Annotated in this window: 20 protein-coding genes; 9 read left to right on the plus strand and 11 right to left on the minus strand. The window is 54.9% G+C overall.

The window, feature by feature from the left end:
• Positions 1-13: 13 nt before the first annotated feature.
• Complete coding sequence (locus VK738_18530) at positions 14-865, plus strand: patatin-like phospholipase family protein (protein ID HTD24659.1); 852 nt, start codon at positions 14-16, stop codon at positions 863-865.
• Between the two features lie 637 nt (positions 866-1,502).
• On the opposite strand, the gene VK738_18535 is transcribed toward VK738_18530, so the two are convergent.
• The 9 genes from VK738_18535 to VK738_18575 all read right to left on the minus strand — a co-directional run bounded on the left by VK738_18535 (position 1,503) and on the right by VK738_18575 (position 16,364).
• A complete protein-coding gene (locus VK738_18535) occupies positions 1,503-2,039 on the minus strand; it encodes a hypothetical protein (GenBank protein ID HTD24660.1) in 537 nt (178 codons plus the stop codon).
• Positions 2,040-2,233: 194 nt separating this feature from the next.
• Positions 2,234-2,380: a hypothetical protein gene (locus tag VK738_18540; GenBank protein HTD24661.1), complete on the minus strand. Its 147-nt coding sequence runs from the start codon at positions 2,378-2,380 to the stop codon at positions 2,234-2,236.
• Between the two features lie 442 nt (positions 2,381-2,822).
• On the minus strand, positions 2,823-5,942 hold the full coding sequence (locus VK738_18545; protein ID HTD24662.1) for a tetratricopeptide repeat protein: 3,120 nt from the start codon (positions 5,940-5,942) through the stop codon (positions 2,823-2,825).
• 23 nt (positions 5,943-5,965) lie between these two features.
• On the minus strand, positions 5,966-6,586 hold the full coding sequence (locus VK738_18550) for a tetratricopeptide repeat protein (protein HTD24663.1): 621 nt from the start codon (positions 6,584-6,586) through the stop codon (positions 5,966-5,968).
• A gap of 32 nt (positions 6,587-6,618) precedes the next feature.
• A complete protein-coding gene (locus VK738_18555) occupies positions 6,619-7,359 on the minus strand; it encodes a tetratricopeptide repeat protein (GenBank protein ID HTD24664.1) in 741 nt (246 codons plus the stop codon).
• A 125-nt stretch (positions 7,360-7,484) separates the two neighbouring features.
• A complete protein-coding gene (locus VK738_18560) occupies positions 7,485-8,369 on the minus strand; it encodes a hypothetical protein (GenBank protein HTD24665.1) in 885 nt (294 codons plus the stop codon).
• An 80-nt stretch (positions 8,370-8,449) separates the two neighbouring features.
• On the minus strand, positions 8,450-9,037 hold the full coding sequence (locus tag VK738_18565) for a sigma-70 family RNA polymerase sigma factor (GenBank protein HTD24666.1): 588 nt from the start codon (positions 9,035-9,037) through the stop codon (positions 8,450-8,452).
• On the minus strand, positions 9,034-12,570 hold the full coding sequence (locus VK738_18570; GenBank protein ID HTD24667.1) for a tetratricopeptide repeat protein: 3,537 nt from the start codon (positions 12,568-12,570) through the stop codon (positions 9,034-9,036). Before VK738_18570 ends, VK738_18565 begins: the two co-directional genes overlap by 4 nt.
• 236 nt (positions 12,571-12,806) lie before the next feature.
• Positions 12,807-16,364, minus strand: a complete 3,558-nt coding sequence (locus tag VK738_18575) for a CHAT domain-containing protein (GenBank protein HTD24668.1) — start codon at positions 16,362-16,364, stop codon at positions 12,807-12,809.
• A 221-nt stretch (positions 16,365-16,585) separates the two neighbouring features.
• Here VK738_18575 and VK738_18580 point away from each other — a divergent pair, with 221 nt between their 5' ends.
• The 3 genes from VK738_18580 to VK738_18590 all read left to right on the plus strand — a co-directional run bounded on the left by VK738_18580 (position 16,586) and on the right by VK738_18590 (position 20,018).
• Positions 16,586-17,671, plus strand: a complete 1,086-nt coding sequence (locus VK738_18580) for an NAD(P)-dependent alcohol dehydrogenase (GenBank protein ID HTD24669.1) — start codon at positions 16,586-16,588, stop codon at positions 17,669-17,671.
• Between the two features lie 114 nt (positions 17,672-17,785).
• On the plus strand, positions 17,786-18,844 hold the full coding sequence (locus VK738_18585) for a tartrate dehydrogenase (protein HTD24670.1): 1,059 nt from the start codon (positions 17,786-17,788) through the stop codon (positions 18,842-18,844).
• A 7-nt stretch (positions 18,845-18,851) separates the two neighbouring features.
• The gene (locus tag VK738_18590) at positions 18,852-20,018 is read left to right on the plus strand and encodes a mandelate racemase/muconate lactonizing enzyme family protein (protein HTD24671.1); all 1,167 of its coding nucleotides are present in this window, start codon (positions 18,852-18,854) and stop codon (positions 20,016-20,018) included.
• A gap of 2 nt (positions 20,019-20,020) precedes the next feature.
• Here the strand turns inward: VK738_18590 and VK738_18595 are convergent, their stop codons facing one another.
• Complete coding sequence (locus tag VK738_18595) at positions 20,021-21,487, minus strand: DASS family sodium-coupled anion symporter (GenBank protein ID HTD24672.1); 1,467 nt, start codon at positions 21,485-21,487, stop codon at positions 20,021-20,023.
• A gap of 205 nt (positions 21,488-21,692) precedes the next feature.
• Between VK738_18595 and VK738_18600 the strand changes: the two genes are divergently transcribed.
• Positions 21,693-21,980 (plus strand): hypothetical protein, encoded by a 288-nt coding sequence (locus tag VK738_18600; GenBank protein ID HTD24673.1) that lies wholly within the window; start codon positions 21,693-21,695, stop codon positions 21,978-21,980.
• A gap of 192 nt (positions 21,981-22,172) precedes the next feature.
• On the opposite strand, the gene VK738_18605 is transcribed toward VK738_18600, so the two are convergent.
• Positions 22,173-22,616, minus strand: a complete 444-nt coding sequence (locus VK738_18605; protein HTD24674.1) for a hypothetical protein — start codon at positions 22,614-22,616, stop codon at positions 22,173-22,175.
• A gap of 73 nt (positions 22,617-22,689) precedes the next feature.
• On the opposite strand from VK738_18605, the gene trpC reads away from it, so the two are divergent.
• The 4 genes from trpC (at position 22,690) to VK738_18625 (ending at position 25,855) form a co-directional block, all read left to right on the plus strand.
• A complete protein-coding gene (trpC, locus tag VK738_18610) occupies positions 22,690-23,526 on the plus strand; it encodes an indole-3-glycerol phosphate synthase TrpC (GenBank protein HTD24675.1) in 837 nt (278 codons plus the stop codon).
• Positions 23,523-24,179 (plus strand): phosphoribosylanthranilate isomerase, encoded by a 657-nt coding sequence (locus VK738_18615; GenBank protein HTD24676.1) that lies wholly within the window; start codon positions 23,523-23,525, stop codon positions 24,177-24,179. The genes trpC and VK738_18615 overlap by 4 nt, the downstream gene beginning before the upstream one ends.
• Before the next feature lie 2 nt (positions 24,180-24,181).
• Positions 24,182-25,414: a tryptophan synthase subunit beta gene (gene trpB / locus VK738_18620; GenBank protein ID HTD24677.1), complete on the plus strand. Its 1,233-nt coding sequence runs from the start codon at positions 24,182-24,184 to the stop codon at positions 25,412-25,414.
• Between the two features lie 78 nt (positions 25,415-25,492).
• Positions 25,493-25,855: a four helix bundle protein gene (locus VK738_18625; GenBank protein HTD24678.1), complete on the plus strand. Its 363-nt coding sequence runs from the start codon at positions 25,493-25,495 to the stop codon at positions 25,853-25,855.
• Positions 25,856-25,861: the final 6 nt, after the last annotated feature.

The following is a 25,861-nucleotide window of genomic DNA, read 5'->3' on the forward strand; positions in this document are numbered from 1 at the left end:
TCAGCAGGACCGAATGTTAGAGCAGGTAAAACATCTCGTCTTAGAGGGTGGCGGAATCAAGTGCACCTGGCAGGCCGGGTTCATCTCGGTCTTGAATGAAGAGAGCCGTATCAGGCCCGATTTCATATCTTCTGTGAGCGCCAGTTCGGCCATCGCATGCGCCATGATCACGGGCAGGCTGGAATGGGCGATAGAGTGTTTCAAAGCCTGTATAGCGAACAACAAGAAAAATATCTACCTATCGAACCTGTTCGGTGACCAGCCGGTCTTTCCTCATGCCGCCATTTATCGTGAAACGCTTATCCGCATCTTTGACCAGTCGGCAATCGAGGCGCTGTATTCGGGGCCGGAGATTCACGTCCTGTTAACCAGGACGTCTTCATCGTTGCCCGGGTATCCGGGGATATTGGCCGGGCTGGCGATGTGTGCCCTGAAGGGCCAAGCCGAGAGCGAGTTCTACCGTGAACTCGAGGCGCGGGTGGGCTTCTCGAAGGAGTTCGTCTCCGTTAAAAAGTGCCGGACACCGGCAGAACTTGCCGACCTGGTGCTGGCCTCTTCCTGCACCCCACCGGTTACTCCCCTGTATTCACTCGATGGCCGCATCGCGTTAGACGGAGGCCTGGTCGAGAATGTTCCAGTGAGCGGGCTGCCGGAAGAGCCGGGCCCAACCCTGGTGTTGCTCGCCAGAAAAAGGAACCAGATGAACGGTCGTCCTGGTTTCGTTTACGCCGGGCCCTCGCAATACGTGAATGTGGCGAGCTGGGACTATACCGACCCCGCCAAGATCGATTACCTCTATGCGCTGGGGAGAAGAGACGGATATAGCTTTTTAGGAAACATGGAATCTGGGAAGTTAATTAACTAGATTGGATTACTGTTTAGTTATCTTCATGCCCTCGGCTTCTCGTGCAAAAAGCCAGCTCCCCTACCCCACTTGCTGGATATTGTTTAGGGTGACTGAAACAGCGTGATCGCCGCGTATTTATTGGGGAAGGTTGTTGTCGCGGCGAAGACTAGCTGAGGTAGTCTGTGGTGTTTACTGAATGTGTATCATTCGTGCTGTTTTTGAAGTATTGGAGACCTGCTCTATTTGGCAAGTGCCGCTCTTCCAGGGCTCACGATCTTTTTCCAGCTTACCCAGCGCTTCCGCGGTCGGCTAACCTCTGGCCGCGCCTTCCCCACCCCAACACACGCGGCGCGTGTTGGGGACCCCGGCTCCGGCGCTGGGAGCAGCACAGAAACAGATACAGCAAGACTTAAAAAGCTTAGGCACCTGGGTAAAGGCTTTGCAAATTTTCAAAGACCGTAAGGGGCCCGACTCGCTCTCGGTTCGCAGCGCTCTCCAAAGCTCACCGTGCCCCGCATTCTGGATGCTGGACACACTTCCAAGGACAATGGTAATCCTCGTTTCTGCGGGAACCAAGACTTTGATACCACAATGGGACCATGTGGCGGGTCATACGGAATGGGCTTCGAATCCGCCCGGGGAGATCTACCATTGGTCACAGTAAAACATTGATTGCGGCGAGAAAGGCAATTGCGTGAGATAACAGGGATCCCTGCCAGGAGCGCGATTTTGCCGCCACAGGAGCTGCTTCGCCGGGCACGGTTACGCTCTGGAGCACGCGTGCACGCGCAGCAGTTATCTCTTCAGGCGTGCAGTGCAGCAGTGTAGAACAGTCGCGATCAGAATAACCTTCGAGCACCGAGATCACAAAAACAAAGCGTTCAAATGGCGGCAGTTGAATGACCGCAGCGATCAAGGCATCTGCGTTGCACTGTGCTTCCACTGCCGGGTGGACCGGCGACGAGCTCCCGGTTTGGTTCGGCGCGGGTGCAATCATTTGGACCGCATTCCTGATAATGGTGCGCGTGCTCCACGAGCGCGCCCAATGCCTGAAGGCTGAGTTATCAGCAATGCAATCTTCAAGACCGTTGACCACGCACTGCATGGCCGCGTTTTGATCTCCGGTGAGGAGAAATGCAAGCAGGTATAAATAACTTATGTCTTCGGTCAAGACCTTACGGAGGTTGTTCATGTTGTATATTCCGTTTTCTCGGCCAGATGTAATCACGAAGTTTGCGTCTTAGAAGTAAAGTGGGGGAAGCCGGTCAGTTATCTCACGCATAAGAAGGTTTTTCTTAGCCACAAAAATCCTCTTCTGCTATCGAGGCCATCTATTTCACTTGTGCTGGTTTTTGCGGAAGAAGGCTGGGGATCCGGCTGCTGCAGTCAGGGTAGCCAGCCGCTGCGATAGACAATCCACCAACTTAGAATTGCGATGGGAAGGGTGGCGAGCAATCCCCAAATGAGCGGGAGATAAATATCCGCCAGAACGCTGAGGATCAGGAAGATCATCCAGAATAATTTAGTCTGCATGGTTCGGAGTGCTTGCCCAAAATCAGTTGAGCTACTCCGCCATTCTACCTTGGGTTCGGTAGATGTTTGCAAAATGAGGAGTAAATGGGGAAAGGGTTCAGGGTCTTTTGGAGGGAAGAAAGGCCCCTTCCCGTGGTCTTCCTTCCCTCTTTCAGCACCCAACGGCGCCTACTGTGTAAAGTGGGGAAAAGCACGGAACTATCTCATCCTATTCCTGATTTTTTCGGGTGGCTGCCGCAAAAAAAATCTGATTGCTTCTGTACCGCAGAGCCCTTCTCACGGAACTATGTTGGGTAAACCTGGCGTCTGTTGCCCGTCAAAGGCGCCGGTAGTCGGGATGCCCGGGACCGATGATGCGTGTGGCACCGTTCTGATCAGGGATCTTGATATCGCCGTTAGGTAGAAGAGTGAAAAAAGTAAAAGGCACCTGGCTTACTCCTGATCAGCGCGCGCTGGAGGACGTTTTGAGTTTTTCGGCGCGATCAAAATCCTGTTGGGCGCGGTCGTCTTGCTTGAGGGCTTTATATGCCAATCCACGGTTGTAGTAGGCATCCGCGTCAATAGGGTGCAAGCCAATGAACTGATCGAAATCCTGAATCGCGTTCTGGTATTGCTTCAGATCGAGATAAGCGACACCACGGCTGAAATACAAGGCCTCATCAGCACCTAGCAAGCGAAGGGCTTGATCGTAATCCTGAATGGCCTGCTGGTATTGTTTGAGCTTATGGTAAGCTGCGCCACGACCGCTGTAAAAGGTGTACCACTGATTAGGGTCCAGACGAATGGCTTGGTCGTAATCCTCGATGGCGCGCTTGTATTCGCCAAGAGCGCGGTACACATCGCCACGGTCGCAGTACAAAGCACCCCACGTTGGCTCTGAGCGAATGGCCCGGTTGTAGTCCTTGATAGCTTGTTGATATCGTTTGAGAGACAAGTAGACTGAGCCACGTCCAGCGTAAGCCTCATAGTTATCGGGATCTAAGCGAATGATCTGATCATAATCTGCAATGGCACGCTCATACTGTCCAAGAGATGAGTAAGTCTCGGCGCGTTTGCTGTAGGCCTCTTCAGGCTGCGGTCCAAGCAACCGAATGGCTTTGCCGTACTCGGGAATGGCGTGCGCATCCTCTCCAAACTCACGGTAAGCATCGCCACGGGCCATGTAGACATCGGACGCATCCTCTGGACTTAAGCGAATGGCCTCGGCGAAGTCCCGAAAGGCCCGCTTCTTTTGCCCGAGATCAACGTAGACCTGGCCACGGGCCACGTGGCCATTCTCTGGATCTAAACGAATAGCCTCATCGTAGTCTTGAATCGCAAGCTTAGGTTGTTCCAATAGGTAATATAGGTTGGCGCGCTCACGGTAGTATTCTGTGACATCAGGTCGCAAGCGGATGGCCTGGCTGTAATCTTGAATGGCACGGTCGTATTGTCTGAGAGTGTGGTAAGTCTCGGCACGGCTCGCATAGGCCTCAGCGTAGTTGGGGTATGAGCGAATCGTCTGGTCCAGGCTTGCGATCCTCTTTTCAGCGGAGAGCAGCCTGCTTTCTTGAACCGCCTTGGCGGCATCGGCATCGGCATCGGCTCCAGATACTGTCTTGGCGTCGCAATCGTCGCATTTTTGCGTCGTCAGTGGCGGATGGAATTCGCGCAGAAGAATTCTGTAACCGCCGGTTTTCTTGGAATAACTCCTGCGCATGTAATAGATCTTGTCTCCGTTTACAAAAATCTCGGCATCGCTGTCGGGAAGATCGATATCCCAAACGTTCCAGAGGCCGGATTCGGAAGGGTTTTCCGCGTATGCCAAATGGTCTTGGGGATGGCTCCCCGCTCCCGGGTCGTAGCGCCTTAGATAGCCTTCTTTGTAGGCAAGCATGCTCAATTCAACGCCTGGGCCATTGGGCTGGCTTTGATGTTTGACCTTCCCCGTGGTCGCGTCAAGCAGTACGGTGAGACTATCTACACCCAAAAGCGCGAGTTCGTTGAGCGCAGCATTGAAAGTAATTTCTATGACCACACTTCCGTCGCCAACAGGCATTTCATCGGGGTCGCTTGCCTCTCCGGTTGCATATCTCCAAAGCTGCTTTCCTTCTGCGCTGAGCATGTAGACGGTATCGGCGGCGACCACAACCATCCTGTGATCGGGCAAGATCAGAGGAGGGATTCGCTCGGGAACGTCCGCTGAGTGGGTGGACCGAAGATCCAGCTCGCCGGGCAGCAGTTCCAGCTTGGGTATCACCTTGTGTCGAGTCGGGTTAAAACGTCGCTGGGCGTGGGCATGTTGTTTGAGCTCCTTGTACGCCAGCTCGCGACTATGGTTGGCGTTGGTGTTATCGGGATCCAGGAGAATGACCTGATCGTAATCCGCAATGGCGCGCTCATATTGTCCAAGATCAAAGTATGTCTCGGCACGTTTGGTGTAGGCCTCAGGAGCGGCCTCGTAATTTGAGAAAGCCAGCCGAATAGCCTTGCCGTAGTCCGGAATGGCACGCGTATCTTGTCCAAGATCGCGGTACGTGTCGCCTCGGGCGATGTAGCTTTTAAAGGCGCCTTCTGGAGCCACGCGAATCGGCTCGGTGTAGTCGTGGATGGCACGCTCATATTGCTTGAGGCGCCGGTAGGCCTCGCCGCGGCGGAAATAAGCCTCATGGTAATTTGGGGCTAAACGAATGGCTTGATCGTAATCCTGGATGGCATGGTCATATTGATCGAGATCATAGTAAACTTGGCCACGCTCGTAGTAGGCCTCGGCTACATCGGGGTTGTGTTGAATGACCTGATCAAGGCTTGCGATTGCTTCCTGATATTTCCCCTGTGCGCGCAGGAAGTCACCATTGTCAACCGCTCTTTGGATATCGGTTAATCGCCGCGGCGGGGTGTTCACTCGATTCAAGGGCGGATGGAGTTCCCGCAGCAGAATTCTGTAGCGCCCCGTCTTCCTGGAGTAGATCCTCTCGATGCAATAAATCTTATCGCCATTTACAAAAATCTCGGGATCATCGGGGGTTTCGACCGCCCATTCGCCATCTTCTTCGCGATACGACAGGTCGCCCGAACCGAACCCATTGTTATCACGCCATAAAAAGCCCTTACCGTAGGCAATTACACCTAAGTCCTCGCCCGGACCCATTTCTTCATTTACCCACTTGAGCTTACCCGTGGCCGCATCGAGCCGTACGCTTAGGTTATCTTCGCAGACAAGCGCGAGTTCATTGCGAGCGGGTTGGAAGGCGATTTCCCTGACCGCAATTCCTGCTCCAAATCCCTCGTCATATACTTCTTCCGGGTCCTTTCCATCCCCGGTTGCATACTTCCAGAGCTGTTTTCCTTGTTTGCTCAGCATATAGACGCTATCGGCGGCAACCACCACCATCCTGCCATCGGGCAAGAACAGCGGAGGGACCCGTTGGGGAGTGCCTCGCCAGCGCTCCCTCGAATGAGTGGAACGAAGATCCAGCTCGCCGGGCAGCAGTTCGAATTTAGGCGTTATCTTGTGTCGCGGCGCGCTGAACACGCAAATTGTGAGACAGATCACGGAGAGAGCGATTAGCGCGGGTTTCATGAAATTCATGGCTACTCGAATCCTTACCGCGGCGGGTCGCCGGATTCCTCGAGTTTTTTGGCGTGATCAAAATCCCGTTGCGCCCGGACATCTTGTTTGAGTTCTTGATAGGCCAGCCCGCGGTTATAGAAAAGTTGAGTGTGATAGGGCTCCAAGCGGACAGCCTGATCAAAATCCTGGATGGCTTGCTCGTATTGCCGCAGAATATTGTGGGCGAGGCCGCGGTTGAAATAGGCCTCCGCATTTCTTGGATCCAAGCGGATGACCTGGCTGAAATCTTTGATGGCTGCGTCAGATTGGTTGAGCGCCTTGTAGGTCAACCCACGGTTGTAATAGAAAATAGATTCATTCGAGTTTAAGCAAATGGCGTCATCATAATCCTGAAGTGCGCGTTCATATTGATTCAGATAGTAATAAGCCAGGCCGCGATCGTACAAGACCATAGGATCATTGGGGCTCAGGTCAATCGCCCGATTAAAACGTGTAATCGCCTCCTGAAATTTTCCTGCCTCTGCCAATTGGATACCTTTATTGCTTTCGTGCGAGGCCTGGGTAGTCGCTCTGGAACCTATCAGTGCGATCAGCCTTGTGAAGGCAGCAAGAATGAAAAACACGGACACCAAGACATACAACACCTGATCCATGCTTTCAACCCTCCTTTTTGCTGATGTGATCCTTACCGCAGCGTGTCTGCTGTTTTCTCAAGCTGTTTGGCGCGATCAAAATCCTGACGGGCGCGATCATTTTGTTTGAGTTTTTTGTACGCCATTCCACGGTGCCTGTAGGAATCAGCATCATTGGGATCCAAGCTAATGGCCTGGTCGTAGTCCTGAATAGCGCGTTGGTATTGCTTGAGAGCAACGTACACGTTGCCACGGTTGTCATAGGTATCAGTCGGTTTGGGATCCAGGCTAACGGCCTGGTCGTAGTCCTGAATGGCACGCTCATATTGCTTGAGCTTGGCATAGGCCGCGCCACGGTTGTTGTAGGCCTCGTGGTCATTGGGATGCAAATGAATAGCCTGATCGTAGTCCTCAATAGCGCGTTTATATTGTTCGAGCTCGATGTAAGCGACGCCACGGTGCTCGTAGGCATCAGCATTGTTGGGATCTAAACGAATGGCCTGGTCGTAATCTTCAATAGCACGCTCATCTTGCCCGAGATCCAAGTAGGCGAGGCCGCGGTCGTAATAGCCCACAGCGTTATTGGGCTCCAGGCGAATGGCTTGATCATAATCTTCAATAGCTTGATCATAGTGCCCCATCTGGAGGTACACATTGCCACTGTCAACGTATTCGCCAGCTTCAGTGGTATGGAATTCCATCTGCTCGGGCGTGTTCAGGTATATAAAAAGCTTCATCAGGCCGGCAACAACGGCAAGAGCAGCGAGAATGATACGTAGGTTCCCTTTGTTCATGGATTAACTCCTGCTTCGATCTCGGGCGAGAGTGCTAAGCGGAACTGGCGCCGCTCAGTGAGCAAAGTGGGGAAAAGCGGGGAATTATCCCAGCGGGTTAAGATTTTTTCAGGAAAAGTTGCAGACTACTGCTTAATCTTCACACGAAAGGGATAAATGCGAGAGATGGCACTGCCTGCCTCGCGGGAGCGGCCTTCCAGCGTAAGAAGATAATCGCCATCGTGCAAGAGATTGAAGGGCACGCTGATACCCAGCGCGTTTGACGACACAGGCGCAAGATTGCCCAGTTGCCACAAGACCCGTCCATGGGAATCAGCCAACGTGGCGCGATAGTTTCGTAAATCCTGCAGATCGTCTCGATCCACTGAGAGTACGACCCACTGTGATGACCGTGAAATCACAACCTGGTTGACCGGTTCAGAATCGTTGAGATCCCCTCCCCTTACGGTCACTAATGCGAATATGGATGCCACGGCCGGCAGCCCCGCAGCAGATTGCCCCCCCGCAGTTTGTTCCCCTGAAGTATGTTCTGAAGACGCGTTGGTGTTGCTGGCGACAGCCGTAGCTCCGCCTGTCCTGGGCGACGATGCCGGGTGTGGTTCGGGAAGCGGTTTCGCCGATTCCGCGCTGGCCTGGGGTTCGTATGCACTTGGATGCGAAGCCGCTGCCGCTCTTGCCTGGCTAAGTTCAGCGTGCGCAAGGCGCAGCTCCCTGATTAAGAAAAAGCTTGGTACTACGAAGATAACAGCACATGCGGCCACCGCAACCAGGGCCGGGCGCCAATTGAATACGGCCAACCATCCCGGTCCGGTGGCGAGATGCGGTTTGATCGCATCTTCTGCAGCCACCGTCTTGAACGCCTGTCTGAAGTCTTGCGTGGTCTCCAACTGCTCCTGGCACTGGGGACAATCCACAAAATGCTCTTCAAAGCTCACGCACTCTTCGGATGAGAGCTTTCCCATCCCGTATCGAGCGATGATGTTGTGCTCGTCTATGTAGGAATGGTCCATGCTATGGAGCCCCCTCTTCTGGCTCTTGCTCACATTCATAAGGTGTGGACAAGAATTCATTTATCTCAACCTGATATGCGCTATTTTTTGATGGTCTGTTCACACAGCTCCCTGAAGCGCTCGCGTGCGCGATAAAGTACCCGGTTGAAATGCAGGCTGCTCAAGCCAAGATCGGCGCAAATCTGGTCTTTTTCTTCTTCGGCGATGTAAAACCTGTAGAGCACCTCACGGTCCCTTTCCGATTTCAACTCTTTCAATACCTGCCGGATGGCCTTGGCTTTCTCTTTCTGCAATAGCAGGCTGAGCTGATCGGGGGCAGGGTCGGGAAGTGGCCGGGTGGCTTCCATATCCTCCAGCGTTTCACGCCGCGCTGCCTGGCGGAAATAATCAATCGCCAGGTTTCGCGCCAGGCTGCAAACGAATCCGGAGAGCCTTTCCGCTTCGCGCAAATCTCCTCGCCTGACTTTTTCCAGTACCAGCCGAAAGGTTTCCTGACAGAGGTCCTCGGTAACAGAAGGGTCTTTGACAATCCGCCGAACGATAATTGTCACGCCCCGCGTGTAGCGGCAAACCAACTCCTCTTCTGCGCTTGGCTCGCCGGCCAGGATTCTTCTTACCAGATCTGCTGGTTGCTCATTCCCCGCGGCAGTAGCTTCGGCAAATGTCATTTCCACTCGCCCTGCAGCGTGAACCCGGCCCAGTAGTACGGGGCCGACCAGCGCTTTTCTTTCGACAAGGTTATCTGGGCCTTGCGCAAGGCAGCTGCCGGCGGCAAGCTCTCAACCAGCATGGCTGTATAAAACTGCTTCATCAGCTCTGCCGTGGCGCGGTCGGGCACTCGCCACAGACTTGCTACCACGCGGGGCGCGCCTGCATACATGAATGCACGCGTCAGGCCAACCAGGCCTTCACCTTGAATCCGGTGCCCCAGGGCGGTTTCGCAGGCGCTGAGCACAACCAAATCAGCCGGCAGGTTCAAATTGTAGATGTCTTGCAGGTCGAGAAAACCGTTCTGCGGCTCTCCTTGCAGGTTCACCAGTGACAACACAAGACCTGATAACTCAGGGTGCGTGCTGTTCACCAGTCCGTGCGTGGCAAAGTGCACGATTCGATATTGCGCCAAAGTTGGACTGGTTGCCGTGGCCCGGCTGGCGTCAAAATCCAGGGCCTCCAAGGCTTGTCCGGCCTGGGTTACTGCGAGAATGCTTTTCGCTTCCTGACGTGTGCTCAATAGACGAGGCAGGTAAAGCGTACCTTTGGCGGTCATGCCCAGGTCAGCAGCCGAGCGGGTCAACAGGTCGGCTGTGGAATCTTCGACGATTGCCGGCTGCGTTCCAGTCGCGACCGTGCTGTTTTCATTTTTCGCGGGATCTTTTTTCCGGAGATCATTAGGGGCTGCCGGTTTTAGCCGCTCGTCATTGCTGTCGAAGACCGGATCAGCCAGTACCGCAACCTGTTTGGGCGCTCGTGTTCGCGTCTCGGTTTCTTTGCGCAATACTGCGAGCGTCGAAGCCGAAGGTAGATTAACAATTTCATGCTCGGCAATCAGAGGCGCTCCCTGAGAAGTTCGCAGCGCGGCAAAGGGGACATATTGCAGTGCGCCATCAGCGATGATCACCAGCCGTTTTTTCCCCAGGCGCTCAGCGACCGCACCCAGCAAAGTGCGGCTTAAAGCTACCGTGGATTCATAGCCGGTTGCAGGGCTGTTGACACTCAACTCTTCGTAGGCGCGACGGGTGGCCTCTTCGATCTCGGTGCTCTTCGGAAGCGGATAGACAGCGAGGGAATCCTGCGTTACCGCGAACACGTAGCTGCGCTCATCGCCCAGAGAATACGCCAGCAGCAGTGTATCGCCATCGAGCAACTGCTGAACTTCTTTGGTGCTCAGCGAGTGTGGCTGGGTCAAGGAGGTGTAAGCCGGGCTGCTTGCCCGGATTTGTTCCCTGGTATCTTTCTGCTGGGCCAGAAGCTTTTCGATCTCCTGGTTGACGGCTGCTGCCTGCTCATCGCTATGCGGGCCGCTCAGCAAACGGATGCGGCCGTTGAATTTGGCGGTGAGATCGGCTGCAAGTGACCGCTCCCGCTCGAGCAATGCAGCGTCTACGCCGCGGTGAACATCAATATGCGCTTCGGCCAGCATCTCGAGCATGGTCCGCGCCCGCGAACGCTCCAGCACTTGAAAGGCCTGCTCCGGCTGCTTCTGGCGGATGAGCAGATCAATGTAGTCCTGATAACAACCAAGATATTGCGCACGAAAGTTGGAGCGAACATCTTCGGAGCCACCGAGATGAGCGGCCTGACCTTCCAGGGCGGTTAGAGCCTTCTCGAAGAGCGGCAGGGCAGCGTCGATTTGCTGCTTGCGCAGCATGAGACGAGCCAAAGCCGCTAAAGTCTCGGCATAGTCTTTATTTTCAGGCGCCAGTTTTTCCCAAATTGGTAAAACCTGGCGATAATATTCTTCTGCTTTCGCCATGTCCCCACGATCTCGAGCTACACCTCCAAGGACGGTGAGGGTCTCTGCCAAAGTAAGGCTGTCGGGAGCCTGTTTTTGCTTGATGGCTAAAGCCTGGCGGCCATATTCCTCCGCCTTCGCCAAGTCTCTGCGATCCCAAGCCACCGTACCAAGATTACTGAGACTGGTCGCCACATCGAGGCTGTCTGGAGCCAGCTTCTGCCGGATGTCTAAAGCGCGACGGTGATACTCTTCTGCCTTGTTCAGGTCGGCGCGTTCCCAGGCCACATCTCCCAGGTTATTGAGAACGGATGCAACCTCAAGGCTGCCGGGCGCCAACTTTTCCCGGATCTCTAAGGCTTGATCGAAGTATTCCTGTGCCTTCGTCAGATCGCCGCGGTTCTCGACCACCAGACCCAGGTTATTGAGGTTCACGGCAACTTCGAGGCTGCTGGGAGCAAGTTTTTTCTGGATGGCTATAGCTTGGAGGCCATATTCCTCCGCCTTGGCGAGATTGCCACGGCGCCAGGTTAGGCTACCCAGGTTGGTGAGACTGGCGGCAACATCCAGACTGCCGGGGTTCAGTTTTTCTCTGATCTCTAACGACTGGTTGAAATACTCTTCTGCAGTGGCCAGATCGCCGCGCTTCCAGGCTACGGTGCCCAGATTACTGAGACTGGTGGCGACATCCAGACTGCCGGGAGCGAGTTTCTGCCGGATGGCCAGGCTTTGTTGGTAGTAATTCCCGGTTGCGGCGAGGTCGCCATGACTCCACGCTACGGTACCCAGGTTGTTCAGGCTATCGGCAACATCCAGACTGTCTGGGGCGAGCTTTGTTCGTATGTCTAAGGCTTGATCGAAGTATTCCTTGGCATGGGTCAGATCACCGTGACGGCGGGCGAGAAGACCAAGATTGTTAAGGCTCTTTGCCAGATTGAGGCTGCCGGGAGCGAGCTTTTGTTGGATTGCCTGCGCCTGGGAATAGTACTTTTCAGCGCCGGTCAGATCACCGTGCTGCAAAGCCGAAAGACCCATGCCATCGAAGGTCTCTGCCAAAAGCATACTTTCAGGACTCAGCTTTTGGTTTTCCTCTGCGGCTTGCTGAAAGTATTTCTCTGCGTTGGCCCAATCGCGTTGCTGGCGGAAGGCCTCGGCCCAGGCTTGCAGCAGATCTCCCTTAATCTTCGGGCCCGCATCTGCGGCCTGTGCAATTACTTCTTCATAGGCGGCATTGGTTTCTTTCCACTGATGCCCTCCTGCGAGTGCGTTTGCCGCGTGGAAAAGCAGCCACAGATGCAACCACGCAGGCGCAGAATGATCTACCTGGCTCGCAGCCGATCGCCAGCGCTCAGCGGCTTCGGTTAGTTTGCCGGTTTTGGCCAGATCACGGCCTTCCTGGTAAAGCGAAATAAGATTTGAGGGAAGATTCGGCCGGGTCTTGAGGCCCCAGGCACCGGGCGTAAGCACCCATGTATGTTTCTCGGTTCCACGCAAACCTTCGAGCGTGATGGTCCCACGCGGAGCCTGTTCGATTTCAATTTGGGAAACATCAAATGGCGATGCGATTTCACCCTTGGCATCACCCCGGACCCAGCGCAGCAGGAGATCGCCTGCCTGCACCCCTGCTTTTTCAGCGGAAGAATTCTCCGTGATTTTTTCGACCACGGCTCCTGGGTTGTGGTCGCTGGAAGCGGAGGCGGTCTTTATTTTTTCTTGTGCCTGCGACCGTAACGGGTAGAGCAGAGTCACACTCAGAGAGAATGTGACAATAAATCGGTTTAAAACTGTATCTCGATACATCGTATGTGAATGGAACCGCACTCTGAGATGCGAGGTATTCTCAGTTCCGACTCCTTAATTTCCACTAGGTTTTATTGATTGGCCAGGAGAACAATATTATACCTGCAAAGAATCCCGGGTTCCTCGGCAAGCACAAGTGCTAACTGCTATGAAATGGAAGCGCTTGTGGAAGGTGTTCGTGGACGTTATTTCCACTCGCCCTGCAACGTGAACCCGGCCCAGTAGTACGGCGCTGACCAGCGCTTTTCTTTTGACAAAGTTACCTGGGCTTTACGCAGGGCGGCGGCCGGCCGCAGGCCCTCGCCCAGCATTGCCGCATAGAACTGTTTCATCAGTTCGGATGTGGCGCGGTCCGGTACCCGCCACAAACTTGCTACCACGCGAGGCGCGCCGGCATACATGAATGCGCGTGTCATACCTACCAGGCCTTCTCCCTGGATCTGCTGTCCCAGGCCGGTCTCGCAGGCGCTGAGCACTACCAAATCTGCCGGCAAATTCAAATTGTAGATATCCTGCAGGTCGAGAAAACCGTTCTGCGGCTTTCCCTGCTGATTCACGAGCGACAACACCAGGCCTGATAGCTCGGGATGCGTGCTGTTCAACAGTCCGTGCGTGGCAAAGTGCACGATTCGATATTGCGCCAGAGTCGGACTGATCGCGGTTGCGCGGCTGGCATCAAAATCCAGCGCTGCCAAGCCTTGGCCGGGTGGTGCTGCCGCCAGAATGCTTTTCGCCTCTTGTCTTGTGCTGAGCAGCCGAGGAAGATAAATTACGCCCTTCGTCATCAGGCCCATATCAGTGGCCGAGCGGGTCAACAGGTCGGTTGCGGAATCATCGGCTGCTGCTGCAGCGTTGCTTTCGTTTTGTGAAGAATCTTTTTTCTGGGGATCGTTGGGTGTTCCAGGCTTCAGGCGCTCGTCGTTGCTGTCGAAGACCGGATCAGCCAATACGGCAACCTGTTTGGGCGCTGGTGCACGCGTCTCGGTTTCTTTGCGCAACACTGCCAGCGTAGATGCCGAAGGCAGATTTACGATCTCGTGGCCGGCAATCAGCAGCCCTCCCTGAGGAGTCCGCAGCGCGCCAAAGGGGACGTATTGCAGTGCCCCATCGGCCACAATCACCAGGCGTTTTTTGCCCAGGCGCTCAGCGGCGGCATCCAGTAACATGCGGCTGAGGGCCGTCGTGGATTTATGACTCGCCACCGGATTATTGATGCTTAATTCCTTATAGGCGAGGCGGGCAGCTGTTTCAATTTGGGAACGCTTCGGCAGAGGATAAGCGTCGAGCGAGTCTCGCGTCAGCGCAAATAAGTAACTGCGCTCCTGGCCGAGAGAGTAGGCCAACAACAGCGTGTCATCATCGAGTAACTGCTGAGCTTGTGTAGCGCTGAGAGGTTGTGGCTGAGTCAGGGCGGCATAGCTGGGACTGCTGACCAGGATCTGTTCTTCCAGATCTTTCTGCGCGGCGAGAAGTTTTTCAATTTCCTGGCTGATGGCTGCTATCTGCTGGTCAGTATGTTTGTAACCCAGCAGCCGGATGCGGCGATCATATTTGGCCGAGATGTCGCCCTGGAGCGAACGTGCTCGTTCGAGCAGCGCGGCATCCACGCCTTTGTGAACATCAATGTGGGTCTCGGCCAGCATTTCGAGCAGAGTCCGAGCCCGGGAGCGCTCGAGCACCTGAAAAGCCATTTCGGGCCGCTTCTGGCGGATGAGCAGATCAATGTAATCCTGATAGTAGCTGAGATATTTAGCGCGGAAGTTTGAGCGGACATCCTCTGAACCTCCAAGATGAGCCGTCTGACCTTCCAGCGCATTCAAGGCCTGTTCGAACAGTGGTGCGGCCGCATCGAGTTCGCCTTTGCGCAGCATGATCCCGGCCAGGTCCGCCAATACCGCGGCGTACTCTTTGCTTTCGGGAGCCAGCTTTGCCTCGATGGCGCGCACTTGGCGGTAGTCATCCTCCGCCTGGGTGAGATCACCTCGATCGCGAAGCAGATCCGCAAGATTATTGAGGCCATCGGCAACATCGAGGCTACCGGGGGCAAGTTTTTGCCTGATTTCCAGGGACTGGCGATAGTACTCCTCAGCCTTCTTAACATCGCCGCGAGCTCGAACCACAACGCCCAGATCGCTGAGAGAGACGGCGAAATCGAGACTTCCCGGGGCCAGCTTCTCCTTGATGGCAAGGGATTGGCGGTGGTAATCCTCTGACTTGGCCAGATCTCCTGATCTGTAGGCTATATTGCCAAGGCTATTGAAGGTTGATGACAAAGTCAGGCTGTTGGGAGCCTGCTTCTGCTTGATAGCCAGAGCACGCTGGCTGTATTTCTCCGCCTTCGCCAATTCACCGCGATTCTCGGCCACAATTGCCAGGTTATTAAGGCTAGAAGCAACCAGGAGACTATCCGGGGCCAGCTTTTCCCGGATGGCCAGCGCTTGCAGGTTATACTCCTCCGCTTTGACCAGATCGCGGCGGACTGAGGCCACGATCGCCAGGTTGCTGAGGCTTCGTGCAACCTCGAGGCTGCCGGGAGCAAGTTTCTCTTCGATCGCCAAAGCTTTGCTGTGGTATTCCTCCGCCTTCGCCAGATCGCCGCGATTCCAGGCCACCAGACCGAGGTTATCGAGATTTGCGGAAACATCCAGGCTTTCGGGCGACAATTTCTCCCGTATAGCCAGGGACTGGAGGTAGAATTGCTCCGCTTTATCGATCTCCCCGCGGCTTTGCGCCACGTTGCCCAGGTTAATCAGGCTTCCCGCGAGATCGAGGCTGCCGGGAGCAAGCTTCTCGCGGATCACGAAGGCCTGACGAAAGAAGTCCTCTGCTTTAGCCAGATCGCCTCGAGCCTTTGCAACATTGCCAAGACCGTTGAAGCTCTTCGCCAGGGGAAGGCTGGCTGGGGCCAGTTTTTGCTGGATCTCAATGGCCTGTAGAAAATACTTTTCAGCAGTCGTCAAGTCACCACGCGAGGTGACGGAATAACCAGTGCGATCCAGGGTATCTGCGAAGGTCAAACTGGTAGCGCTTAGTTTTTGACTTTCTTCGGCCGCCTGCTGGTAGTACTTGTCCGCATTGACCCAATCGGCCCGTTGCCGGAATGTATCGGCCCATCCTCGCAGCAGTTGCGCTTTTAACTCCTGTCCAGCCCCTGTGCACTGTGCAATTACCTCTTGATAAGCGGCATCGGCGTCTTTCCACTGGCGGCCTTCTGCCAATATATCCGCAGCGTGAGAGAGCAACCACAAGCGCAACCATGCCGGGGCCGCACCATCTATCTTGCCGGCAGCAGTGTGCCAATGCTCAGCGGCTTGCGTCAGGTTGCCAGCTTTGGCTTGCTCCTGGCCTTCCTGGTAAAGCGAAAGAAGATCGGGTGGAAGATTCGGCCGGGTCTTGAGGCCCCAATCACCAGGCGTAAATGTCCATGTCCGCTTCTCCGGGCCGCGCAGCCCTTCGAGCGTAACCGCACCACGCGGTCCCTGCTCGATCTCGATCTGGGAAACATCGAACGGCGATTCAATTTGACCTTTGGCATCGCCCCGGACCCAACTCAGAAGGACATCTCCCTCCAGCAATCCTGCTTTTTCGGCCGCATAGTTCGCCGTGACTTTTTCAACCACTGCTCCTGGCTTATAGCCTGGCGAAGCGGCGGTTTGTTGCTGGCCGGCCGTAGTCTGGCCGATGGCCAAAAGAGTCAGCAATAAGAATTTTGTGGTTGAAATAGTCAGGTTGCGCAGCTTCACGGTGCATCCCTTACGTCGTCGCTGAAGTTCCACGCATTATAACCGCATAAATTCCCGTTTCCCACTGAAGCAGGATTAACGCGGTTTTTACATCCGCCGGTGGCGATCTCACATCTAAAATCAAGGCAAAGCGTCAGGCGCTTGCGTGCCATTTTCTGTGGAATTACAGTAACCTTACCGCATTCTAAGATCATGCATAACCCGAATGAAGGAGATTCAACATGAAATCTGCCACTTATGCCACTTCAACTCCGGCGACGGTTCAAGCTCTTGGTTACGCTGCGGAGTCAGCACAGAGTGCGCTGTCACCGTTTTCTTTTCAGCGACGCGAGCCCTTGCCTCGCGACGTACAGCTTGAAATTCTCTACTGTGGCGTGTGCCACTCGGATTTGCATACCGTCCGCAATGAATGGCAGAACACGGTTTATCCCTGTGTGCCAGGCCACGAGATTGTAGGGCGCGTCACGAACGTTGGCTCTGAGGTCAAAAAGTTCAAGCTGGGCGACTTGGCCGCGGTCGGCTGTATGGTTGATTCCTGCCGCACCTGCCCAAGTTGCAAACAAGGCTTGGAGCAATACTGCGAAGTCGGCTTCACCGGCACCTACAACAGTGAAGACAAGCACCTGGGGGGAATGACCTACGGGGGCTACTCCAATCGCATCGTGGTCGATGAACACTTTGTGCTGCACATTCCAGACAAGCAGAACCTTGCCGGTGTGGCGCCTCTGCTGTGTGCCGGCATCACTACGTACTCGCCGCTCCGGCACTGGAAGGTGGGCAAGGGACAAAAAGTGGGAATCGTGGGACTCGGAGGTCTGGGCCACATGGGCGTAAAGATAGCCAACGCTATGGGAGCCTATGTGGTGCTCTTTACCACCTCGCCCAACAAGAAGGAAGATGGATTGCGTCTGGGTGCTCAAGAGGTGGTGGTATCAAAGAACCAAAATGAGATGGATAAGCATCTCAACAGCTTCGACTTCATTCTCGACACGGTTTCGGCCCAGCACGATATCAACGCCTATCTGGCTCTGCTCAAACGCGATGCAACGTTGACGTTGGTGGGCGCTCCTCCCGAGCCGCCTGCGGTGCAGGCATTCAGCCTGGTTTTCAAGCGCCGGAGCTTTGCCGGCTCGCTTATTGGCGGCATTGCTGAGACCCAGGAGATGCTGGATTTCTGCGCTAAACACTCGCTCACCGCCGATGTTGAAGTGATACCCATTCAGCAGATCAACCAGGCGTACGAGCGCATGCTGAAGAGTGACGTGAAATACCGCTTCGTCATTGACATGGCATCGCTGGCGAAATAGTACCGGGGCGTCCGCAGTGTTACAGTGCTTGTGGAGAAGGGGGGCAATTCCTTATCATTGACTTCCGAAAATTGATAAACCCAATCCACGCCCTCGGAACAAGTGAATAAACTCGTGACCAGGCACAAAATTGCGGTAATTCCCGGCGACGGCATCGGCAAAGAGGTTGTGCCCGAGGGCTTGCGCGTGCTCGACGCGGCGGCCACAAAATTCAATGTGGCTTTCGAGTGGCAGCACTTTGACTGGAGCTGCGATTATTACCTCAAAAACGGTGCCATGATGCCGGCGGATTGGAAAGAGCAGATCGGCCGGCATGAAGCGATCTTCTTCGGCGCCGTGGGCTGGCCTACGCTGGTCCCCGACCACATCTCGCTGTGGGGCATGCTGCTCAAGATCCGCCGGGAATTTGATCAATATGTGAACCTGCGCCCCGTGCGCCTTTTCCAGGGAGTACCCTCGCCTCTGGCAAACCGCAAACCGGGTGAAATTGACTTCTACGTCGTGCGGGAAAACACCGAAGGCGAATACTCCAGCATCGGTGGCCGGATTTTTTCCGGAACCAGCCATGAAGTCGTGGTCCAAGAAAGCATATTCACGCGCCGGGGCACGGACCGCGTCCTGAAATTTGCCTTTGAACTGGCGCAGAAGCGCCCCAAAAAGCACCTGACCTCAGCCACGAAATCGAACGGCATTTCCATCTCAATGCCTTTTTGGGATGAGCGCGTTGCCGAGTTTTCCACAAAGTATCCGGCCGTGCGGGTAGATAAATTTCATATTGATATCCTGACTGCCCATTTCGTGCAGCATCCTGATTGGTTTGATGTAGTTGTGGCGTCCAACTTGTTCGGCGACATTCTTTCCGACCTCGGCCCGGCGTGCACGGGCACCATCGGCATTGCACCCTCGGGAAACCTGAACCCGGAAGGCGAGTTTCCATCGCTGTTCGAACCGGTGCACGGCTCAGCCCCCGACATTTTCGGGAAGGGAATTGCCAACCCCATCGGCCAGATTTGGTCGGGCGCGATGATGCTCGACCATTTGGGACATCCCGAGGCGGCGGCCGCAGTCATGCGGGCCATTGAGATGGTTCTGGCCGAAGGCCCGCGCACGCCCGACATGGGCGGAAAGGCAACGACGGTCGAGGTGGGGAAAGCCGTGGCTTCTTCCATTTGAAACGATCATGAAAATCGTTGACCTGCGTGAAATCGTTGTCCCCATAAAATCAGAGATCCGCAACGCCTATGTGGATTTCAGCCAGATGACGGTCAGCGTCGTCGCGCTGATTACCGATGTCATCCGTGAGGGCAAACCCATCGTCGGGTTTGGTTTCAATTCCAATGGCCGCTATGCTCCCAGTGGATTGCTACGCGAACGTTTTATTCCGCGTCTTAAGTCCGCGGACCCGGGCAAGCTTCTCGATGAGAGCGGAGAGAACCTTGATCCCTTCCGGATTTGGGACGTCCTCATGACCAACGAAAAACCGGGCGGCCATGGCGAGCGCTCGGTAGCCGTTGGTGTGATTGATATGGCGGTCTGGGATGCGGCTGCCAAGATCGCAGATGAGCCGCTCTATCAGCTTCTGGCCAATCGCTTTCGCAACGGCGAAGTGGACCGAAAAATATTCGTCTATGCGGCCGGCGGGTACTACTATCCGGGCAAAGACATTGCAGCGCTGAAAGCGGAGATACAGAGTTATCTCGACCAGGGCTACTCATCGGTCAAGATCAAGATTGGCGGAGTGCCACTCGCCCAGGACCTCGAGAGAATTGAAGCAGTCCTGAAGCTGCTGAAGCGCCCCAGCCAGCTTGCCGTAGATGCCAACGGACGATTTGATCTCGCCAAAGCCATCGAGTATGCCCGCGCGCTTGCTCCCTACGGGCTACGTTGGTACGAGGAGCCTGGGGATCCACTCGACTACGCGCTGCAGTCGGAGCTCTCTAAGATTTACGCCGGGGCGATGGCAACGGGAGAAAATCTTTTTTCAATGCAGGATGCGCGTAATTTAATTCGTTACGCGGGCATGCGGGCTGACCGTGACATCCTTCAGTTTGACTGCGCGCTGAGCTATGGTTTGGTTGAGTATCTCCGGATACTAGAGATGCTCAAAGAGCACGGCTGGTCAGCGCGCCGCTGCATTCCCCACGGAGGGCATCAGATGTCGCTCAACATCGCCGCCGGATTAGGTTTGGGCGGCAACGAATCCTATCCTAGCGTGTTCAAACCCTTCAACGGATTCGCGGACGGAGTACCCGTGCAAGACAGTTTTGTCACTCTTCCCGATCTGCCAGGGATTGGGTTTGAAGCGAAAAACGAGCTGTTCTCAATCATGAAGACGATGGTCGGGTGAATTTACCACCAGCGCAGCAGCTTCCACCAAAGCATTCCCAGTCCCATCCACAGTGCCAGGTTGACCAGCGAAACGATGAACCCGATTCTCCACCAGGTTCCCTGAGAAACGTATCCGGTTCCAAAATAGACCGGTGCTGAGCCGGTTCCATAATGGGTCATGGCAGCATTCAAATTTGAGAAGTATGCCAAAGACAGAGCAGCGACCAGCGGATTAATTCCACTGGCTAAAGCAGCGGTGAGAAATCCCGGATAGAGCGCCGTGACCTGCGCCGTCATGCTGGCAAAGCCGTAGTGGATATAGAGGTACAAGGTTATGAGCACCATGAGCGCCACGATCCAGGGCCAGCCTTGTATGTAATGAAAGGCGCTCTTAGAGAGCACACCGACAACTCCGGCCTGCAATAAACTATCCGCCATCATGATCAGGGCCCCAAACCAGATGAGGGCCTCCCAGGCGCGGCGCTCGCCGAGGAGATCATCCCAGGAGATGACCCCGGTCACCAGCAGAGCAGAGATTCCAAACAGCGCAGCCACCGCGTTGGGCATTCCATGCCAGGGCGAAGTTACCCAGCCGGCCATCACCAGCAACAGGATTACCACCAGCCGCCACTCTTTGGAACTCATGGGGCCCATTTTTTTCAGCTCCTCGCGCGCGTGCACACGAGCGGATTCGGTATTCCTTATGCTGGGCGGGCGCAACCGATAAATCAACAACGGCACAACGATCAGCGCCGTCAAACCTGGAACACTCGCGCCGATGGCCCACTTGAGCCAAGTCAGCTCCACGTGTGCGATTTGATGGGCAAAGTCGGCCATCAGCGGATTCGACGCCATCCCGGTCAGGAACATGGCGGAAGCAGTGTATGTGGAATGAAACCCAACCAGCATGAGGAAGGCGCCGAGTTCAACCGCCGGCGATCCGGGCTCTGATCCAAGCGCGCGAGCAATACTGTGAACAACAGGACAAATAATCCCGCCTCCGCGGGCCGTGTCGGAAGGAATGAAAGGCGCGAGCACCAGGTCAGAAGCCGCTATCGAATAACTCAGCGTGAGTGAGCTGTGGCCAAACCGGCGGATGAAATTATAGGCCACGCGCATTCCAAATCCTGCGAGTGTCACCGCCCTGGAAAACAAAAAGGCGGTGAAAATCAGCCAGACCGTGGGATTGCTGTAACCAGAAAAAATCTGGTTCGGAGCGATGGTCTTGGTCAACGCCAGAAGCGTGATCGCAACCATGGTGCTCACCCCCATTGGAACCGGCTGCACCACCAGGGCAACCACGGTTGCAATGAAGATGGCCAGCAGGTGACGCTGGGTGGGAGTGAGCCCCCCGAGCGGCAGGAAATACAGCAACAGTCCCGGAACCAGCACGAAGATCCAGCGGAACAATTTGTTGGTGGGAGCCTTCACAGCCCGTACCTCAGCGGTCGCCGTCATCAAATCGGTTTGCCAGTTGCGGTCGACCATCTTGTTGCTTACAACCTCGTTACGGCCTCTTCCGCGTGCGCGGCGATTCGATCACCGGGGTTGCGAAGTTTTCAGGCCCGCAAATGATACCAAGCTGCCTGCTTTGTATTTCAAGAAAAATACAATTCGAGCCAAAAAGTGCGGAGTTTTTTAAAGCTAAAATTTGCAACCTGCGGCGTTTTTTTTCGTCTAATGGTTAAATGCCATGACCAAGAAAACGACATCGAAAAAGCAAAAGAAACTTGAGGTAAAAGCCACTAATCTTGAAGCCAAGGCTCCTGATCAAGCGCCCCGGCCTAAGCTTGCTTCTAGTAAGAAAGAAAAGGAGTTCCGCGTGGAGTGGCAGGCTATTGAAGGGTTGGAAAACACCGTGGATGAGCGGCAGGTCAACGAAATGACAGACCACGTTTTCAGCTCAGTCCTGTCAAAATTTGGCTGGACGCGCAACGAGCAAGGGCATCTGGAGAAAACCGGAATAGAAGAAGCGGCTTAATTCGAAGGAACTCCCGAGCCTAAAGATAGCAGCGGGAGCGCGCTCGGAAAAGTCCTCAGGCCCGGCGTTCGCCGGCCCAATTTGGGCGCAACTTTCGGATAGCTCCGTAGAACGCCGGGTCATAGACTTGCGGTTATGCATCCACTCGACAATGTCATCTGGAAGGTTGCGCCGCCGGGGAGCTTGTAGGCTTCAGGCACCAAATGCCCGTTTCACGTTTGGTTGCAGCAGGTACCAAACGATCAGGAGATTGATGGCCAGACGAATCCCACCCACCATGATTACGAACAGATTGAAATGAAGCAGCGCCCAGAGTATGCCAAATATGCCAAAGAGAATTCCGACGCCACAGAGAATAATCGTGATAATGCGCGCCCAGTTCTTCAGCTTCCACATCCCCCAGGCAATGAGCATGACAATCGCGGCCAGAATAAAGAAGCCCACGGCAAAAACAACCCCGAGGCCAGCGAGGGCGGTAAAAACCGCTCCTCCGAGATCGCGAGTCTGACTCATCTGACTCAGGAGAGAAGCCAAAAAACTCATACCCAACAAACAAAAGAGACCGATCGCAATAAAAACACCTGCGCCCAGAAACTCAAGAATGGCAATAATCGTGACGCCAACAGGCCTTGCCATAGTGTTTCCCCCTTAATATTCGGGTAGTGTACCCGGGCTTTATTGAAGTCGGGGGATTATACTCAAAAAGTCCATGCCTGTAACCTTAAACCAGATTATTGCCAACACCCGGCTGCGAGTAGAAGCCCTGTTGCAGTCTCCCGCCGCTCAGGTCCTGGAGGAGCAGGCCCGCCAGCATGTCCCGCGTGGTTTCAAAAGAAATCTGCTGGAAAAGGCGGCGCAGGGTGCGGCCGTCATCGCCGAGTTGAAGAAAGCATCGCCCTCCAGGGGAGTCATACGCCAGCATTTTTCAGCAGTGCGCCTCGCCCGCGAACTGGAGCAGGCGGGCGCGGCTGCGCTTTCCGTGCTCACCGATGAGAAATACTTTCAGGGGTCATTGTCGAATTTGCAGGAGGCTTCCACCGCAACGCGAATTCCATGCTTGCGCAAGGATTTTATAGTGCACGAAGTGCAATTGCTCGAAGCCCGTGCCCATGGCGCCGATGCCGTGCTGTTGATTGCAGCCGCTTTGCGAGATGACGAGATGTTCCTGTTATTTGAAAAGGCCCGCGGGCTCGCTCTCGATGTGTTGTGCGAAATTCACGATGAGCGCGAGCTGGAGCGCGCCATGAGTATAGGCTTTGACATCATTGGGGTGAACAGCCGCGATTTGCGGACCTTTCAGGTGGATGCCCAAGCCCCGCTGCGTCTGGCGGCAAAATTGCCGCGCAACGTCTTGCGGATAGCGGAAAGCGGCATTCAAACTGCAGCCCAGCTTCGCGAGTTGCGGGATGCGGGCTACCAGGCATTTTTAATCGGCGAATCGCTCATGCGTGCCGATGCGCCCGGAGAGAAGCTGAGAATTCTGCTCTCCCTGGCTGATTCGCCATCGTCGGGCGTAGAGCCAGTACGCTCCCGAGGCAAAAAGTGACCTGGATCAAAATCTGCGGCACCACCAACCTGGAAGATGCATTGGTGGCAGCACAGGCCGGAGCTGATGCTCTGGGTTTTATTTTTGCCGAAAGCCCCAGGCGAATCGCTCCGGAGCAGGCGCGCGAGATCATTGCCAAACTTCCCGCTAAAATTGAAAAGGTCGGGGTCTTTGTGAATCCATCGCTCGAGTATGTTTGTCAAATCGCGCAGCAGACGGGCATAACCCGAATTCAATTGCAAGGCGATGAGGAGGAAGCTTTCGTCCGCGCGGTTGGAGAGAGTCTGCCGCTGCTACGTCTTACGAAGACGATACAAGCTAATGAGCATTTGCGGGAATCTCTTCATGCGCTGAACGGCTCGATTCGTATGGATAGCATTCTTCTGGATTCCGGCTCGGCAGCGCAGCGTGGCGGTACAGGCAAGGTCTTTGACTGGCAGGAGGCTCAAGGGGCCATCACGCAGAGCGGGTTGAAGTTGCGCTTGATTATTGCCGGAGGCCTAAACCCGGAAAATGTCGGCGCGGCCCTCAAATTGTTCAGGCCCTGGGGCGTTGATGTGGTTTCTGGGGTGGAATCCCGTTTAGGCAAGAAAGATGCAGGCAAAATAAAGAACTTCGTCTCCGCGGTGAGAGCGGCAGAAGAGAAAACTTAACTATGGCTCCCGTATTGAATATAGATACAGTCAGCACACGTTTAAAAAGCACCTCGAGCAGCGCAGCCCACGGACGCTTTGGCCCATATGGTGGAAGCTACGTTCCTGAAACTTTAATGGCTGCCCTGGAAGAGCTGGAGAAGGCCTACACCAAGGCGCGCAACGACCGCAGCTTCCAGCAGGAACTCGATGATCTCAGGAAAAACTATGCCGGCCGTCCCACGCCCTTGTTTTTTGCGCGTCGGCTTACAAAACAGCTCGGCGGCGCGAAGGTTTATCTCAAGCGCGAAGATCTGCTGCACACCGGGGCCCATAAGATCAACAACGCGTTAGGCCAGGCGTTGCTGGCAGTCCGCATGGGTAAGCGCCGCATTATCGCCGAGACCGGCGCCGGACAGCACGGCGTTGCCACGGCTACCGTCTGCGCTTTGCTGGGCCTCGAATGCGTGATTTATATGGGGACCGAAGACATGCAGCGCCAGGAGCTGAATGTCTTTCGCATGCGCCTTCTGGGAGCGGAAGTTCGCGGAGTTGATTCCGGATCCAAGACGCTAAAAGACGCCATCAACGAAGCCATGCGCGATTGGGTCACCAATGTGCGCACGACGCATTATCTGCTGGGCAGTGTGCTGGGGGCGCATCCTTATCCGCTGATGGTACGCGACTTCCACATTGTCATCGGACGCGAGGCGCGCGCCCAGATCCTGAAATTTGAAAAGAAACTTCCCACGGCGTTGATCGCCTGTGTGGGCGGCGGTTCCAATGCCATGGGCCTTTTTCATGCCTTCCTCGCCGATAAGAAAGTTGAGATGATCGGAGTAGAAGCCGGCGGCCGCGGAACGAAGCTGGGCGAGCATGCAGCCCGCTTTCACGGTGGCTCACCCGGAGTTCTGCAAGGGACGTTTTCGTATCTCTTACAAGACGATGCCGGACAAATTGCAGGTACGCATTCGGTTTCTGCGGGATTAGATTATCCCGGTGTAGGACCGGAGCATGCCTGGCTGCATGATATTGGCCGCGCCGAGTATGTCTCCGCCGACGACACCGAAGCGCTGGCCGCCTGCCGGTTGCTCGCCCGCACCGAAGGAATCATTCCGGCGCTGGAGTCTTCCCACGCCATCGCAGAGTGCATCCGCCGCGTCCCCAAAATGAAAAAATCAGACATTGTGATTGTGAATGTCTCCGGCCGCGGCGACAAGGACATGGGAATTCTGCAGAAAGAACTGAAACATTGAATCATTGGGTCATTGAATCATCGGATCATCGGATCATTTTAATCATTGTGTCATTGCAGAGGTTGGGGAAAAATAGAAATGCAAAGTAAGCCTGAAGAGCTAAAGCAACGGACAAAACAATTTGCGTTGCGTATTATCAGGCTTTACAGATCTTTGCCGAAATCAACCGATGCGCAAGTCATCGAAAAACAGGCGCTCCGTTCAGGAACGTCGGTCGCTGCTAACTACCGTGCTGTTTGCCGAGCGCGTTCAAAACCTGAATTTATTGCCAAGATGGGCATTGTAGTTGAAGAAGCAGATGAAACCGTATTTTGGTTAGAGTTACTAGTTGACGCTTCAATTGTTTCCGGCGACAAAATGAATGATTTATTATCGGAAGCCAACGAATTGCTGGCGATCTTTGCTGCATCGCATCGGACTGCCAAGAATCTAAGGTCCTGAGCAATG

The sequence above is a fragment of the Terriglobales bacterium genome (assembly GCA_035487355.1).
Lineage (GTDB): Bacteria > Acidobacteriota > Terriglobia > Terriglobales > Acidobacteriaceae > QIAW01.

Excerpts from the sequence above, each read along its gene's own strand:
- VK738_18590 (HTD24671.1), top strand. The coding sequence starts at position 18,852 with ATGAAAATCGTTGACCTGCGTGAAATCGTTGTCCCCATAAAATCAGAG.
- VK738_18535 (HTD24660.1), bottom strand. The coding sequence starts at position 2,039 with ATGAACAACCTCCGTAAGGTCTTGACCGAAGACATAAGTTATTTATAC.
- VK738_18565 (HTD24666.1), bottom strand. The coding sequence starts at position 9,037 with ATGACATTTGCCGAAGCTACTGCCGCGGGGAATGAGCAACCAGCAGAT.
- VK738_18540 (HTD24661.1), bottom strand. The coding sequence starts at position 2,380 with ATGCAGACTAAATTATTCTGGATGATCTTCCTGATCCTCAGCGTTCTG.
- VK738_18545 (HTD24662.1), bottom strand. The coding sequence starts at position 5,942 with ATGAAACCCGCGCTAATCGCTCTCTCCGTGATCTGTCTCACAATTTGC.
- trpB (HTD24677.1), top strand. The coding sequence starts at position 24,182 with ATGGCTCCCGTATTGAATATAGATACAGTCAGCACACGTTTAAAAAGC.
- trpC (HTD24675.1), top strand. The coding sequence starts at position 22,690 with ATGCCTGTAACCTTAAACCAGATTATTGCCAACACCCGGCTGCGAGTA.
- VK738_18625 (HTD24678.1), top strand. The coding sequence starts at position 25,493 with ATGCAAAGTAAGCCTGAAGAGCTAAAGCAACGGACAAAACAATTTGCG.
- VK738_18595 (HTD24672.1), bottom strand. The coding sequence starts at position 21,487 with ATGGTCGACCGCAACTGGCAAACCGATTTGATGACGGCGACCGCTGAG.
- VK738_18550 (HTD24663.1), bottom strand. The coding sequence starts at position 6,586 with ATGGATCAGGTGTTGTATGTCTTGGTGTCCGTGTTTTTCATTCTTGCT.
- VK738_18600 (HTD24673.1), top strand. The coding sequence starts at position 21,693 with ATGACCAAGAAAACGACATCGAAAAAGCAAAAGAAACTTGAGGTAAAA.
- VK738_18530 (HTD24659.1), top strand. The coding sequence starts at position 14 with ATGTTAGAGCAGGTAAAACATCTCGTCTTAGAGGGTGGCGGAATCAAG.
- VK738_18605 (HTD24674.1), bottom strand. The coding sequence starts at position 22,616 with ATGGCAAGGCCTGTTGGCGTCACGATTATTGCCATTCTTGAGTTTCTG.
- VK738_18555 (HTD24664.1), bottom strand. The coding sequence starts at position 7,359 with ATGAACAAAGGGAACCTACGTATCATTCTCGCTGCTCTTGCCGTTGTT.
- VK738_18560 (HTD24665.1), bottom strand. The coding sequence starts at position 8,369 with ATGGACCATTCCTACATAGACGAGCACAACATCATCGCTCGATACGGG.
- VK738_18580 (HTD24669.1), top strand. The coding sequence starts at position 16,586 with ATGAAATCTGCCACTTATGCCACTTCAACTCCGGCGACGGTTCAAGCT.